Raw genomic sequence first — 14737 nt, forward strand, 5'->3', positions numbered from 1 at the left:
ATATTATAGAACTTCAGGAGCTAAAGAAACAATCTTCATGAAGTTGTTGTCACGTAGTTCACGTGCAACTGGTCCAAAGATACGCGTACCACGAGGACTCTTATCATCACGGATAATTACGCAAGCATTTTCATCAAAACGAATGTATGAACCATCTTTACGACGAACACTGCTCTTCGTTCTTACTACTACCGCTTTAACAACATCACCTTTTTTAACAACGCCTCCTGGTGTTGCTTGTTTCACTGTAACAACGATTACATCACCAATACCTGCAGTCTTTCTTCCAGAACCACCAAGTACTTTAATTGTTAACACTTCACGAGCACCAGAGTTGTCGGCAACCTTTAAACGACTCTCTTGTTGAATCATACTATGAAACCTCCCTTCGGAATAAACATGATCCGAACATTAATTAGATAATTACTGCTTTCTCAACAACCTCTACTAGGCGGAAACGCTTTGTTGCAGATAAAGGACGAGTTTCCATAACACGTACGATATCTCCTACTTTTGCTTCGTTTAACTCATCATGAGCTTTGAACTTTTTTGAGTATTTTACACGTTTACCGTATAGAGAATGCTTTTTATAAGTTTCAACTAGAACTGTTACTGTTTTGTCCATTTTGTCAGAAACAACACGTCCAGTGTAAACCTTACGTTGATTGCGCTCAGTCATTCAGCAAACCTCCTCTCAGGGTTAATTATTTAACGCTTAGCTCTCTTTCACGTACTACAGTTTTCATACGAGCGATTGATTTGCGTACTTCGCGAATGCGAGCTGTGTTTTCTAATTGACCAGTAGCTAATTGGAATCGAAGATTAAACAATTCCTCTTTAAGTGATTTCACTTTTTGTTCAATTTCGGCAGTGGTTAGATCACGGATTTCATTAGCCTTCATTAGATTCACCACCAATTTCTTCACGTTTTACGAACTTTGTCTTAACTGGCAGCTTATGTGCAGCAAGTCTTAACGCTTCACGAGCAACTTCTTCAGAAACACCTGCAATTTCAAACATAATCTTGCCTGGCTTTACTACCGCTACCCATCCTTCTGGAGCCCCTTTACCGGATCCCATACGTACTTCTAACGGCTTCGCTGTATAAGGCTTAGAAGGGAAGATTTTAATCCAAACCTTACCACCACGCTTCATATAACGAGTCATCGCGATACGCGCTGCTTCGATTTGACGGTTTGTAATCCAAGATGCTTCTAGTGCTTGTAATCCATATTCACCAAAGTGTACTTCCGTACCACCTTTTGCACGTCCGCGCATTTTTCCACGGTGTTCTCTACGGTATTTAACACGTTTAGGTAATAACATAATTATTTTCCTCCTTCCGCTTCTTTCTTTCTAGTAGGAAGGACTTCACCACGATAGATCCATACTTTCACGCCAAGCTTACCATATGTTGTGTCAGCTTCTGCTGTTGCATAGTCGATATCAGCGCGAAGTGTATGAAGTGGAACAGTTCCTTCACTGTAAGACTCAGAACGAGCGATGTCAGCACCACCAAGACGACCAGATACCATTGTTTTAATACCTTTAGATCCTGCTCTCATAGCACGTTGAATCGCTTGCTTTTGGGCACGACGGAATGATACACGGTTTTCTAGTTGGCGAGCAATGTTTTCTGCAACTAATTGTGCATCAAGGTCCGCTCTCTTAATTTCCATAATGTTGATATGAACTCTTTTGTTTGTTAATTGGTTAAGTGCTTTACGAAGTGCTTCTACTTCAGAACCACCTTTACCAATTACCATACCTGGCTTAGCTGTGTGAACTGTAATGTTTACACGGTTTGCCGCACGTTCAATTTCAATCTTTGATACTGATGCATCTGTTAAACGTTTTGTAACGTATTCACGGATTTTAATATCTTCATGTAATAGATCTGCATAGTCTTTACCAGCGTACCATTTTGATTCCCAATCACGAATGATACCAACTCGTAGACCGACCGGATTAACCTTTTGACCCACAGCTTATCCCTCCTTCTTTTCTGATAGTACGATTGTAATGTGACTCGTACGTTTGTTAATTGCACTTGCACGACCCATCGCACGTGGACGGAAACGCTTCAATGTAGGACCTTCGTCTACAAAAGCTTGCGCAATTACTAAGTTATTTAGTTCCATTTCATAATTATGTTCAGCATTCGCCATTGCCGAGTTTAATACCTTCTCAACAACTGGAGATGCAGCTTTTGGTGTATGGCGTAGAATTGCAATTGCTTCGCCTACTTGCTTTCCTCGAATTAGATCTACTACTAAGCGTACTTTACGAGGAGCAATACGAACTGTTCTAGCTACTGCTTTCGCTTGCATCGAGATGCCTCCTCTCATTAACGTCTTGTTTTCTTATCGTCACTATCGTGACCTTTATACGAACGTGTAGGTGCAAATTCACCTAATTTATGTCCAACCATGTCTTCAGTAACATATACTGGTACATGCTTACGGCCATCATAAACAGCAATTGTGTGACCAATGAATTGTGGGAAAATAGTAGAACGACGAGACCAAGTTTTAATAACTTGTTTTTGTCCTGCTTCAGTCATTTTCTCAACTTTGCTCATTAAATGATCATCAACGAATGGTCCTTTTTTCAAGCTGCGACCCATACTTGACCCTCCCTTCGAATTCGAGCTACGGTTCTAGTGAACCGTAGTACAAACCCGTTATTTTTTACGACGACGTACAATAAACTTATCAGACTTGTTTTTCTTCTTACGAGTCTTGAAACCAAGTGTCGGCTTGCCCCATGGAGTCATAGGAGACTTACGACCGATTGGTGAACGACCTTCACCACCACCGTGTGGATGGTCATTAGGGTTCATTACAGATCCACGTACTGTAGGACGTTTGCCTAACCAACGAGAACGACCTGCTTTACCAATTTTGATTAGTTCATGTTGTTCGTTACCTACTTGACCGATTGAAGCACGGCAAGTCGCAAGAATCATACGAACTTCACCAGAAGTTAAACGTACTAATACATATTTACCTTCTTTACCAAGTACTTGTGCAGAAGAACCAGCAGAACGTACTAATTGTCCACCTTTTCCAGGCTTAAGCTCGATATTATGGATAACTGTACCAACTGGAATATTTGCTAATGGTAATGCATTACCTACTTTAATATCAGCTTCAGTACCTGAAGTGATTTGCATCCCCACTTGAAGACCTTTAGGAGCTAAGATATAACGCTTTTCTCCATCTAGATAATGAATTAATGCAATGTTTGCCGAACGGTTTGGATCATATTCGATTGTAGCAACGCGTCCTGGTATACCATCTTTGTCGCGTTTAAAATCGATAATACGATATTGGCGCTTATGTCCGCCACCTTGATGACGCACAGTGATTTTACCTTGGTTATTACGACCAGCCTTTTTGCTTAAAGGTGCTAGTAATGACTTTTCTGGCTTGTCTGTAGTGATCTCAGCAAAGTCAGAAGCTGTCATTCCACGACGACCATTAGAGGTTGGTTTATACTTTTTAATCGCCATTTTCGTTTCCCTCCTTATCTATAAAAATTATACTTCAAAAAATTCTATTTCTTTGCTTTCAGCAGTTAGCTTAACAATCGCCTTTTTACGACGTGGAGTGTATCCACTGTGACGACCCATACGCTTAAACTTACCTTTATAGTTTTGAACATTAACCTTTTCAACTTTAACGTTAAAGATTTCTTCGATAGCATCTTTAACTTCAGTCTTATTAGCTCTTAAATCCACTTCAAACGTGTACTTCTTTTCCGCCATTAAATCAGCAGAACGTTCAGTAATCACGGGGCGCTTAATAATATCACGAGGATCTCTCATTATGCAAGCACCTCCTCTACTTTTTCCACCGCAGCTTTAGTCATTAAAAGCTTGTCGTGGTTTAATACATCTAGTACGTTAACTCCGTCTGCAGCAACGACTGTTACTCCTGGGATGTTACGTGCAGCTAGCTCAACCGCTTCGTTAGCGTCTCCAGTAACGATTAATGTTTTGCTGTCTACATTTAGTCCTTTTAATACTGTAACCATTTCCTTAGTCTTTGGAGCAGCAAGTGCTAGGTTATCAAGTACTAAAATGTTTTCTTCAAGTACTTTCGTTGATAAAGCTGACTTAATAGCTAAACGACGTACTTTTTTTGGTAATTTGAAGCTATAGCTTCTTGGAGTTGGACCGAACACGATACCACCACCACGCCATTGTGGAGAGCGAATAGAACCTTGACGTGCACGTCCAGTTCCTTTTTGACGCCATGGCTTACGTCCACCACCACGTACTTCAGAACGATTTTTTACTTTGTGAGATCCTTGACGTAAGGAAGCTCTTTGCATGATAACAGCATCGAATAATACACTCTCGTTCGGCTCAATTCCGAATACAGAATCATTTAATTCGATTTCTCCTACCGTTGAACCTGTTTGGTTATACAATGCAACTTTCGGCATTTGTACTCCTCCTTTCTTGTAAATATTTATTTAGATTTAACTGAACTTTTAACAGTAACTAAAGCTCTTTTAGGTCCCGGAACATTTCCTTTAATTAATAAAAGATTACGTTCAACGTCTACCTTAACGATTTCTAGGTTTTGTACAGTAATTTGTTCTCCACCCATTTGTCCAGCTAACTTTTTACCTTTGAAAACACGGTTTGGAGCAACTGGTCCCATTGACCCTGGGCGACGATGGTAACGAGAACCGTGAGACATTGGTCCGCGTGATTGTCCGTGGCGCTTAATTACACCTTGGAAACCTTTACCTTTTGAAATTCCTGTTACATCTACTGCTTCGCCTTCAGCGAAAATACTAACATTGACTTCCTGACCAACTTCTAATTCAGAAGTTCCACGTAATTCACGGATGAAGCGCTTAGGAGCAGTGTTTGCTTTAGTAGCATGGCCCTTTTGCGGCTTGTTAGCGCGATTTTCTTTAAGGTTGTCAAAGCCTAATTGTACTGCTTCATAACCATCAGTTTCTGCAGTCTTCTTTTGTAACACCACGTTTGGTGCTGCTTCAACTACAGTTACAGGGATTAAGTTGCCATTTTCAGTAAACACTTGCGTCATACCGAGCTTTCTACCTAAGATTCCTTTGGTCATTCGTCACACCTCCTACTTTCTTTTCATTTATGTTTATTAAAGTTTAATTTCGATGTCTACACCAGACGGTAGATCTAATCTCATTAGAGAATCAACCGTTTGTGGCGTTGGATTAATGATGTCGATTAAGCGCTTATGTGTACGCATTTCGAATTGCTCACGAGAATCCTTATACTTATGGACCGCACGAAGAATCGTGTATACTGACTTTTCAGTCGGTAATGGGATTGGACCTGAAACAGAAGCACCTGAACGCTTTGCAGTTTCAACAATCTTCTCAGCCGATTGGTCAAGAATTCGGTGGTCATACGCCTTTAAACGGATACGAATTTTTTCTTTTGCCATTATTTTCCCTCCTTTTCGCCTATTTGGAATAGACAGTTCTCAGTGAAAATTTCCTTACACTCGCCATGGCAAAGCGGCCGGGTGTATCAGCAACCTTTCACATCATCGCAGTCAAAGACCAACATTGTCTATTATAATAAATAATAACTATGAATGCAAGAAAAACATGAATAATTTCTGTTTTTACGCACTAAGATATTATAACTTTTAAAATTGTAATATGCAAGTTGATATGCAATTTATATAATAGCAGTTTTTTCTATTTGATAGTATTCTATATATAATAGAAGAAACTGAATTTTTGGTTTTAAATTGTTATTAAATTTAGTGCTACAAAGTTGTATTTATTACGCTCTCTATGATTGATTTATAGAAAATTTAATAACTAACTATCGTTTTTGCTGCATATTTAAATATACATCTTTATCGGCACCTATTTTGCCTTATTGCTAAAATAATTTAATGAGTCCATTGGTTAAAATCAAACAAAAAAAACAGATACACAAATGTGTATCTGTTTTTTAACTATTATTACTCTTGAATTGAAGCTACTACACCAGCGCCTACAGTACGTCCACCCTCACGGATAGAGAACTTTGTACCTTCTTCAACAGCGATTGGAGCAATTAGTTCAACTGTCATTTCGATGTTGTCACCAGGCATAACCATTTCTACGCCTTCTGGAAGATTACAAATACCAGTAATATCAGAAGTACGGAAATAGAATTGTGGACGGTAGTTTGTGAAGAATGGAGTATGACGTCCACCTTCTTCTTTTGAAAGAACATAAACTTCCGCTTTGAACTTAGTGTGTGGAGTGATCGTCTTAGGTTTAGCTAAAACTTGTCCGCGCTCGATATCTTCACGAGCTACACCACGAAGTAATGCACCAATGTTGTCTCCAGCTTCTGCATAATCAAGAAGCTTACGGAACATTTCAACTCCAGTTACAGTAGTTGACTTAGGCTCTTCAGTGAAACCAACGATTTCAATTACGTCACCAACTTTAACTACTCCACGCTCTACACGACCAGTAGCAACTGTTCCACGACCTGTGATTGAGAATACATCCTCAACTGGCATCATGAACGGCTTTTCTGTGTCACGCTCAGGAGTTGGGATATAAGAATCTACAGCTTCCATAAGCTCATAGATTTTAGCTTCCCATTGCTCTTCTCCTTCTAAAGCTTTAAGAGCAGATCCACGAATTACAGGAGTGTCATCTCCAGGGAAGTCGTACTCAGAAAGAAGGTCACGTACTTCCATTTCAACTAATTCAAGTAATTCTTCGTCGTCTACCATGTCACACTTGTTTAAGAATACTACAAGGTGAGGTACACCAACCTGACGAGATAATAGGATGTGCTCACGAGTTTGTGGCATTGGACCATCAGTTGCAGAAACAACTAGGATTCCGCCGTCCATTTGAGCAGCACCAGTGATCATGTTCTTAACATAGTCAGCATGTCCTGGGCAGTCAACGTGTGCATAGTGACGGTTGTCAGTTTCATACTCAACGTGTGCAGTTGAGATTGTGATACCACGCTCTCTTTCTTCAGGAGCAGCATCAATTTGATCATAGTTCATTGCAGTTCCTCTTCCGTATTTCTTATGAAGAGTGATTGTAATAGCAGCAGTTAATGTAGTTTTACCATGGTCAACGTGTCCGATTGTACCAATGTTAGCATGTGGTTTTGAACGGTCGAATTTCTCTTTACCCATTTCGAAAATCCTCCTTAGAATATAAATAAAATTTTACTACTAGATATATAAGTATGTAATGCATTGAAAGGGTCTTGTTTATACAGGACCACTTTCAAGACCTACATAAGTAGTTATACTTTAGAATGAGGTGAAAATCAATTATTCACCTTTATTTTTTTTAATAATTTCTTCTTGGATCGACTTCGGCACATCTTCATAGTGATCAAAGTGCATTGTAAATACTCCGCGACCTTGAGTGTTAGAACGAAGTGCTGTTGCATATCCAAACATTTCTGAAAGTGGAACCATTGAACGAACTACTTGAGCATTACCACGAGCTTCCATACCTTCTACACGTCCACGACGAGCAGTGATACCACCCATGATATCTCCCATGTATTCTTCAGGGATTACAACTTCAACTCTCATGATTGGTTCTAATACCACTGGACTACATTTTGAAGCAGCCGATTTAAGTGCCATAGATGCAGCAATCTTAAATGCCATTTCTGATGAGTCAACATCATGGTACGATCCATCAAATAGTCTAGCTTTGATGTCAACTAGTGGGAAACCAGCTAAAACACCATTTTGAAGAGCATCTTCAAGTCCAGCTTGAACTGCAGGGATATATTCACGAGGAACAGTACCACCTACAACACCGTTTTCGAACTCAAATCCTTTTCCTTCTTCGTTAGGAGAGAACTCAATCCAAACGTGTCCGTATTGTCCACGTCCACCTGATTGACGTGCAAACTTCCCTTCTACAGATGCAGAACCACGGAAAGTTTCACGGTAGGCAACCTGAGGTGCACCTACGTTAGCTTCTACCTTGAACTCACGTCTCATACGGTCAACTAGAATATCTAGGTGAAGCTCACCCATACCCGCGATAATCGTTTGGCCAGTTTCTTGATCAGTGTGTGCTCTGAAAGTAGGATCTTCTTCCTGAAGCTTTTGTAAAGCAGTAGTCATCTTGTCTTGGTCACCTTTAGACTTAGGTTCAACAGATAACTGAATTACAGGCTCAGGGAAATTCATTGATTCTAGGATAACTAGTGCTTTTTCATCACATAGAGTATCCCCAGTTGTTGTATCTTTCAAACCTACAGCTGCAGCAATATCACCTGAGTGTACGATTGAAATCTCTTCACGGCTGTTAGCATGCATTTGTAGGATACGACCTACACGCTCACGCTTACCTTTTGTAGAGTTTTGTACATAAGAACCAGAGCTCAATGTACCAGAGTACACACGGAAGAAAGTTAACTTTCCAACGTATGGATCTGTCATAACTTTAAATGCTAACGCTGAAAACGGTGCTTCGTCACTTGAAGGACGAGTCACTTCTTCCTCAGAATCAGGAACAGTACCTTTTATTGCAGGTACATCTAATGGTGATGGAAGATATTCAATTACAGCATCTAACATTTTTTGAACACCTTTGTTTTTGAAAGCAGATCCACAAATTACTGGGTAGAACTCAACGTTTACAGTACCTTTACGAATTGCAGCTTTAAGCTCATCGTTAGAGATTTCTTCTCCACCAAGGTACCTTTCCATTAACTCTTCATCTAATTCTGCTACTGCTTCAATTAACTTTTCACGATATTCTTGTGCTTGATCCATGTATTCTTCAGGAATATCACGAACCTCAATATCTGTCCCTAAATCATTACCGTAGAACGTAGCATTCATTTCTACTAAGTCAATGATTCCTTCGAACTGATCTTCAGCACCAATTGGTAATTGAATAGGTGCTGCATTTGCTTGAAGACGGTCATGAATTGTTTTCACAGAATATAAGAAATCAGCACCGATTTTGTCCATCTTGTTTACGAATACAACACGTGGTACACCATATGTTGTTGCTTGACGCCAAACTGTTTCAGTTTGTGGCTCTACTCCAGACTGAGCATCAAGAACTGCTACAGCACCATCAAGTACACGTAATGAACGTTCAACTTCAACTGTGAAGTCTACGTGTCCAGGTGTATCGATGATGTTTACACGGTGACCCTTCCACGATGCAGTTGTAGCTGCAGAAGTGATTGTGATTCCACGCTCTTGCTCTTGCTCCATCCAGTCCATCTGAGAAGCACCTTCATGCGTTTCACCAATCTTATGAATACGACCAGTGTAATAAAGGACACGCTCAGTAGTCGTAGTTTTACCAGCATCAATGTGTGCCATGATACCAATATTACGAGTATTATCCAAGGAGAACTCTCTTGCCATTGGGTCTTTCTCCTTCCATATAGTTATTGTATTTTTTATTAAGTATTGGATTAAATTTCAAAAAGTGTGGGAAAAGAGCCATTGAGTATACACCCTAGCTCCCTTCCTACTTCTCGAATATCTATTCTACCAACGGTAGTGAGCGAATGCTTTGTTCGCTTCTGCCATTTTGTGCATATCTTCACGCTTTTTCACTGATGCTCCAGTGTTGTTTGCTGCGTCTAAGATTTCATTTGCTAAACGCTCTTCCATAGTCTTTTCTCCACGATTACGTGAATAGTTAACTAGGTAACGAAGACCTAAAGTTGTACGACGATCTGGACGAACTTCGATCGGCACCTGATAGTTTGCTCCACCAACACGGCGCGCCTTTACTTCAAGTACAGGCATTACATTTTTCATTGCTTGTTCGAACACTTCCATAGCTTCCTTTCCAGAACGCTCTTGAACTAGTTCAAACGCTTTGTAAAGGATGGCTTGAGATTTACCTCTCTTACCATCAACCATCATACGATTGATTAGGCGTGTTACAAGCTTTGATTTATAAATCGGATCTGGTAATACGTCTCTTTTTGCTACAGGACCTTTACGTGGCATGTTATGTCCCCCTTTCTCAATTGTTATTCATATTTTTTTGTAATTATTTTTTAGCTGCTTTTGGTCTCTTTGTTCCATACTTAGAACGACCTTGCATACGCTTGTCTACACCAGCTGTGTCAAGCGCACCACGAACGATGTGATAACGTACCCCTGGTAAGTCTTTTACACGACCACCACGGATTAACACTACACTGTGTTCTTGTAGGTTGTGACCAATCCCTGGAATATACGCTGTAACCTCGATACCGTTTGTTAAACGTACACGAGCATACTTACGTAATGCTGAGTTTGGCTTCTTTGGTGTCATTGTACCTACACGAGTACAAACACCACGCTTTTGTGGAGAAGATAAGTTTGTTTGTACCTTCTTGAAGCTGTTATAACCTTTATTTAATGCAGGAGATTTAGATTTTTCAATCTTGCTCTCGCGTCCTTTACGAACTAACTGATTAATTGTTGGCATTTTTTGTTTTCCTCCCTTCATTCTTAAGTCCACATACCCAGGTGGTTCAAAACTGGGTAAAAACAAAGTTTTTGTAGAACAACGCATGGAAGTGTTGTTCCACAAAAACAGGTTTTAATTAATGATCGCTACCGTTGCAGCCCCTACTTCTATTCCACAAGCTTTACCAAGCTTTTTCATAGACTCAACAGTTGTAATAGATACTTGTTGTTCCTTCGCTGTCTGTATTACTTTATATGTAACACGAGGATCAGCATCATCAGCGACTACAATTTCTCTTACTTCACCATTTTTCAAGGCCTTTATGGTTTGCTTAGTTCCTACAATTATATTGTAAGCCTGCGACACTTTTTCATAAGACATTCTCATATCCTCCAAAGTAACAGGGTTTTTAGAAGCACCTTGGATATAGTAACATTCTATTCATATAGATGTCAACTACTTGTTAACTCATTTTTAACCGTTTTATTGAAGAGCGTTCTCAGTTTCTGGTTCTGTTACTTCTTTTGCAATAGATCCATCTGCTTCAAACTCTTGGTTATTCCCTGTAACAGGAATTACTTTACGGTAACGAGCCATCCCAGTTCCAGCTGGAACTAACTTACCAATAATTACATTCTCTTTAAGTCCGAGTAACTCATCACGCTTACCTTTTATAGCTGCATCTGTTAACACACGTGTTGTTTCTTGGAAAGATGCCGCTGATAAGAATGAATCAGTTTCAAGAGATGCTTTTGTAATACCTAATAGTACTGGTCTTCCTGTTGCCGGTTGCTTACCCTCTAATAATACTTGAAGGTTAGCTTGAGTGAACTGGTGTACATCAAGTAAAGAACCTGGTAAAACATCCGTTTCACCCGCGTCCATAACTCTAATTTTTCTAAGCATTTGACGTACCATTACCTCAACGTGCTTATCACCAATTTCAACACCCTGCATACGGTAAACTTTTTGTACTTCTTTTAATAGGTATTCTTGAACTGCAGTTATATCTTTTACTTTTAATAATTCTTTTGGATCAATTGATCCTTCAGTTAGTTCTTGACCACGTTCAATCTTCTGCCCTTCAGTTACCTTTACACGAGCACCATAAGGAGAAGTGTAAGATTTTGACTCAACCTCACCTTGAATCGTGATTTCCTGCTTATCTCTTGAGTCACTAATCGCAGAAACAACACCATCAATTTCCGAGATAATAGCTTGCCCTTTTGGATTACGTGCCTCAAACAACTCTTGAATACGAGGAAGACCTTGTGTGATATCGTCTCCTGCAACCCCACCGGTGTGGAACGTACGCATTGTTAACTGTGTACCTGGCTCACCGATTGATTGTGCAGCGATGATTCCTACTGCTTCACCTACTTCTACTTCTGAACCTGTTGCAAGATTACGTCCGTAACATTTTTTACAAACACCGTGACGAGTGTTACATGTAAATGCAGAACGGATTCGAACCTGCTCAATTCCAGCCTCAGTAATAATGCGGGCAATATCTTCAGTAATTAAATCATTTTCTTCAACGATCACTTCATTTGTTTCTGGATGTTTGATTGGCTTTCTAGCGTAACGACCAATTAAACGCTCATCTAATCTTTCAATAACTTCGGTTCCGTCCTTTAATGCTGCTACTAGTAGTCCTCTATCAGTACCACAGTCGTCCTCACGTACAATAACATCTTGTGCAACATCTACTAGACGTCTAGTTAAGTAACCTGAGTCAGCTGTCTTAAGTGCTGTATCGGCAAGACCTTTACGAGCACCGTGAGTGGAGATAAAGTATTCTAATACCGTTAATCCTTCACGGAAACTAGACTTGATTGGTAATTCAATGATTCGACCAGCCGGGTTGGCCATTAGTCCACGCATACCAGCTAACTGTGTAAAGTTAGATGCGTTACCACGGGCACCAGAGTCACTCATCATGAAGATTGGATTAAGGTGATCTAATGACTCCATTAGCTTCCCTTGAATTACATCTTTGGCCGAGCTCCAGATAGAGATAACACGATCATAACGCTCTTCATCAGTAATCAAACCACGTCTGAATTGCTTTAATACGTTATCTACCTTACCCTGTGCCTCATTGATGATTACTTCTTTCTCTGCTAGAACGATAATATCAGAAACCCCAACGGTGATTCCTGCTTTCGTTGAATATCTAAATCCAAGGTTTTTCATTCTATCTAACATTTTTGAAGTATCCGTGATTTTGAAGCGTTTGAACACTTCAGCAATGATATTTCCAAGAATTTTCTTCTTGAAAGGCGCAATCTCTTCACGAGAAGCGATTTCCTTCTTTATATCTGCACCCTTATCAATAAAGTACTTAGTCGGAGTTTCCTTTTCTAAGTTATATTGAGTTGGTTCATTAATATAAGGGAATGAATCAGGTAGAATCTCATTAAAGATTAACTTACCTACAGTTGTAACTAACAACTGATTTTTTTGATCCTCAGTAAAGGTTTGGTTATTTAAAGATCCAGCATGAACGGCCACACGTGTATGAAGGTGGACATATCCATTCTGGTAAGCAATTAGTGCTTCGTTCGTATCCTTAAAGACCATACCTTCTCCAATAGCACCAGCTCTTTCAAGAGTAAGGTAATAGTTACCCAACACCATATCCTGTGAAGGTGTAACAACTGGTTTTCCATCTTTCGGGTTAAGGATGTTTTGTGCTGCTAACATTAATAGTCGAGCTTCAGCTTGTGCTTCAGCTGATAATGGAACGTGAACAGCCATTTGGTCTCCATCAAAGTCAGCATTATATGCTGTACAAACTAGAGGGTGAAGACGAATAGCACGTCCCTCAACTAATGTTGGTTCGAATGCTTGAATTCCTAATCTATGAAGAGTAGGTGCACGGTTTAGTAAAACCGGATGCTCTCTTATTACATTTTCTAATACATCCCATACATCAGGTGAAACACGCTCAATCTTACGCTTTGCACTCTTAATGTTATGAGCTAGTCCTCGTTCGACTAGTTCCTTCATTACGAAAGGCTTAAATAATTCTAATGCCATTTCCTTCGGAAGACCACATTGATACATCTTTAGGTTTGGCCCTACTACGATAACAGAACGCCCAGAGTAGTCAACACGCTTACCTAATAGGTTTTGACGGAAACGACCTTGCTTACCTTTTAGCATATGAGAAAGTGATTTTAATGGTCTGTTACCAGGACCAGTAACCGGTCTTCCTCGTCTACCGTTATCAATTAACGCATCAACAGCTTCCTGTAGCATTCTCTTCTCATTTTGAACGATTATGCTTGGAGCTCCTAAATCTAATAAACGCTTTAGACGATTATTACGGTTAATAACACGACGGTATAGGTCGTTTAAGTCTGACGTCGCAAAACGTCCACCATCAAGCTGAACCATCGGACGAAGTTCAGGAGGAATGACTGGAAGTACATCTAGGATCATCCAAGAAGGCTCATTACCTGAGTTTCTGAATGCTTCTAGTACCTCTAAACGCTTAATTGCCCTTGTACGACGTTGTCCTTGAGCTGTCTTTAGTTCTTCTTTAAGTCCAGTTACTTCCTTTTGAAGCTCAATGTCAGATAAAAGCTTTTTAATCGCTTCTGCTCCCATTGCTGCTTGGAAGGACTGTCCATACTTTTCACGATACGCACGGTATTCCTTTTCAGAAAGAAGTTGCTTCCTTTCTAACGGTGTATCACCTGTCTCTGTTACAACATATGAAGCAAAGTAAATTACTTCTTCAAGTGCACGAGGAGACATATCTAAAACAAGACCCATACGACTTGGAATACCCTTAAAGTACCAAATATGAGAAACTGGTGCAGCTAGTTCAATGTGACCCATTCTTTCACGACGGACCTTTGCACGAGTTACCTCAACACCACAGCGGTCACATACAACACCCTTGTAACGAACGCGCTTATATTTACCACAATGACATTCCCAGTCTTTTGTAGGTCCAAAAATTCTTTCACAGAACAAGCCGTCTTTTTCTGGCTTTAACGTACGATAGTTAATAGTTTCAGGCTTCTTAACTTCTCCAAAAGACCAAGAACGAATCTTGTCAGGTGAAGAAAGTCCAATCTTCATATATTCAAAGTTATTAACATCTATCAAGGGGCCTACCTCCCTTTATTTTAACGTCAGACTATTTGTTATCATCCCTCTGACACAACACACGTGAAACTGTTATTACTCACAAAGAAAATCTACTTTTTTTGTTAGAAGGGGAAAGAGAAATCTACTGATTTCTCCCCCACCCATTTTAAATGTTCTATTAAGTATCGTTTCTTTATAG

18 protein-coding genes are annotated in these 14737 nt (G+C 39.9%); all 18 read right to left on the minus strand.

Annotated features, from left to right (window positions below):
• Window positions 1-3: 3 nt before the first annotated feature.
• Window positions 4-372, minus strand: coding sequence for a 50S ribosomal protein L14 (gene rplN / locus G4D63_RS20210; RefSeq protein WP_163181870.1), 369 nt, complete (start codon window positions 370-372; stop codon window positions 4-6).
• Window positions 373-415: 43 nt separating this feature from the next.
• Entirely contained in the window at window positions 416-679 is a 264-nt protein-coding gene (gene rpsQ, locus G4D63_RS20215; RefSeq protein ID WP_163181871.1) for a 30S ribosomal protein S17, read from the minus strand.
• A gap of 25 nt (window positions 680-704) precedes the next feature.
• The gene (rpmC, locus tag G4D63_RS20220; RefSeq protein WP_149221290.1) at window positions 705-902 is read right to left on the minus strand and encodes a 50S ribosomal protein L29; all 198 of its coding nucleotides are present in this window, start codon (window positions 900-902) and stop codon (window positions 705-707) included.
• Complete coding sequence (gene rplP / locus G4D63_RS20225; protein WP_163181872.1) at window positions 892-1326, minus strand: 50S ribosomal protein L16; 435 nt, start codon at window positions 1324-1326, stop codon at window positions 892-894. The genes rpmC and rplP overlap by 11 nt, the downstream gene beginning before the upstream one ends.
• Before the next feature lie 2 nt (window positions 1327-1328).
• Complete coding sequence (rpsC, locus tag G4D63_RS20230; protein WP_163181873.1) at window positions 1329-1985, minus strand: 30S ribosomal protein S3; 657 nt, start codon at window positions 1983-1985, stop codon at window positions 1329-1331.
• Window positions 1986-1988: 3 nt separating this feature from the next.
• Window positions 1989-2330, minus strand: a complete 342-nt coding sequence (rplV, locus tag G4D63_RS20235; RefSeq protein ID WP_163181874.1) for a 50S ribosomal protein L22 — start codon at window positions 2328-2330, stop codon at window positions 1989-1991.
• A gap of 17 nt (window positions 2331-2347) precedes the next feature.
• A complete protein-coding gene (rpsS, locus tag G4D63_RS20240) occupies window positions 2348-2626 on the minus strand; it encodes a 30S ribosomal protein S19 (RefSeq protein WP_163181875.1) in 279 nt (92 codons plus the stop codon).
• Between the two features lie 57 nt (window positions 2627-2683).
• Window positions 2684-3514: a 50S ribosomal protein L2 gene (rplB, locus tag G4D63_RS20245; protein WP_163181876.1), complete on the minus strand. Its 831-nt coding sequence runs from the start codon at window positions 3512-3514 to the stop codon at window positions 2684-2686.
• A gap of 27 nt (window positions 3515-3541) precedes the next feature.
• The gene (rplW, locus tag G4D63_RS20250) at window positions 3542-3829 is read right to left on the minus strand and encodes a 50S ribosomal protein L23 (protein ID WP_163181877.1); all 288 of its coding nucleotides are present in this window, start codon (window positions 3827-3829) and stop codon (window positions 3542-3544) included.
• Window positions 3829-4452: a 50S ribosomal protein L4 gene (rplD, locus tag G4D63_RS20255; RefSeq protein ID WP_163181878.1), complete on the minus strand. Its 624-nt coding sequence runs from the start codon at window positions 4450-4452 to the stop codon at window positions 3829-3831. Before rplD ends, rplW begins: the two co-directional genes overlap by 1 nt.
• Window positions 4453-4478: 26 nt before the next feature.
• Window positions 4479-5102, minus strand: a complete 624-nt coding sequence (gene rplC, locus G4D63_RS20260) for a 50S ribosomal protein L3 (RefSeq protein WP_163181879.1) — start codon at window positions 5100-5102, stop codon at window positions 4479-4481.
• Between the two features lie 36 nt (window positions 5103-5138).
• Complete coding sequence (rpsJ, locus tag G4D63_RS20265; protein ID WP_163181880.1) at window positions 5139-5447, minus strand: 30S ribosomal protein S10; 309 nt, start codon at window positions 5445-5447, stop codon at window positions 5139-5141.
• A gap of 531 nt (window positions 5448-5978) precedes the next feature.
• Window positions 5979-7169 carry an elongation factor Tu gene (gene tuf, locus G4D63_RS20270; protein ID WP_163181881.1) on the minus strand — a complete coding sequence of 397 codons (1191 nt, stop codon included), beginning with the start codon at window positions 7167-7169 and terminating at the stop codon, window positions 5979-5981.
• Window positions 7170-7310: 141 nt separating this feature from the next.
• A complete protein-coding gene (fusA, locus tag G4D63_RS20275) occupies window positions 7311-9389 on the minus strand; it encodes an elongation factor G (RefSeq protein WP_163181882.1) in 2079 nt (692 codons plus the stop codon).
• Between the two features lie 126 nt (window positions 9390-9515).
• On the minus strand, window positions 9516-9986 hold the full coding sequence (rpsG, locus tag G4D63_RS20280) for a 30S ribosomal protein S7 (RefSeq protein ID WP_163181883.1): 471 nt from the start codon (window positions 9984-9986) through the stop codon (window positions 9516-9518).
• Window positions 9987-10029: 43 nt separating this feature from the next.
• Entirely contained in the window at window positions 10030-10452 is a 423-nt protein-coding gene (gene rpsL / locus G4D63_RS20285; protein WP_163181884.1) for a 30S ribosomal protein S12, read from the minus strand.
• A gap of 114 nt (window positions 10453-10566) precedes the next feature.
• Window positions 10567-10815, minus strand: a complete 249-nt coding sequence (locus G4D63_RS20290) for a 50S ribosomal protein L7ae-like protein (protein WP_163181885.1) — start codon at window positions 10813-10815, stop codon at window positions 10567-10569.
• 102 nt (window positions 10816-10917) lie between these two features.
• Window positions 10918-14556, minus strand: a complete 3639-nt coding sequence (gene rpoC, locus G4D63_RS20295; RefSeq protein WP_163181886.1) for a DNA-directed RNA polymerase subunit beta' — start codon at window positions 14554-14556, stop codon at window positions 10918-10920.
• Between the last annotated feature and the right edge of the window lie 181 nt (window positions 14557-14737).

This window comes from Bacillus mesophilus, assembly GCF_011008845.1.
GTDB classification, from domain to species: domain Bacteria; phylum Bacillota; class Bacilli; order Bacillales; family SA4; genus Bacillus_BS; species Bacillus_BS mesophilus.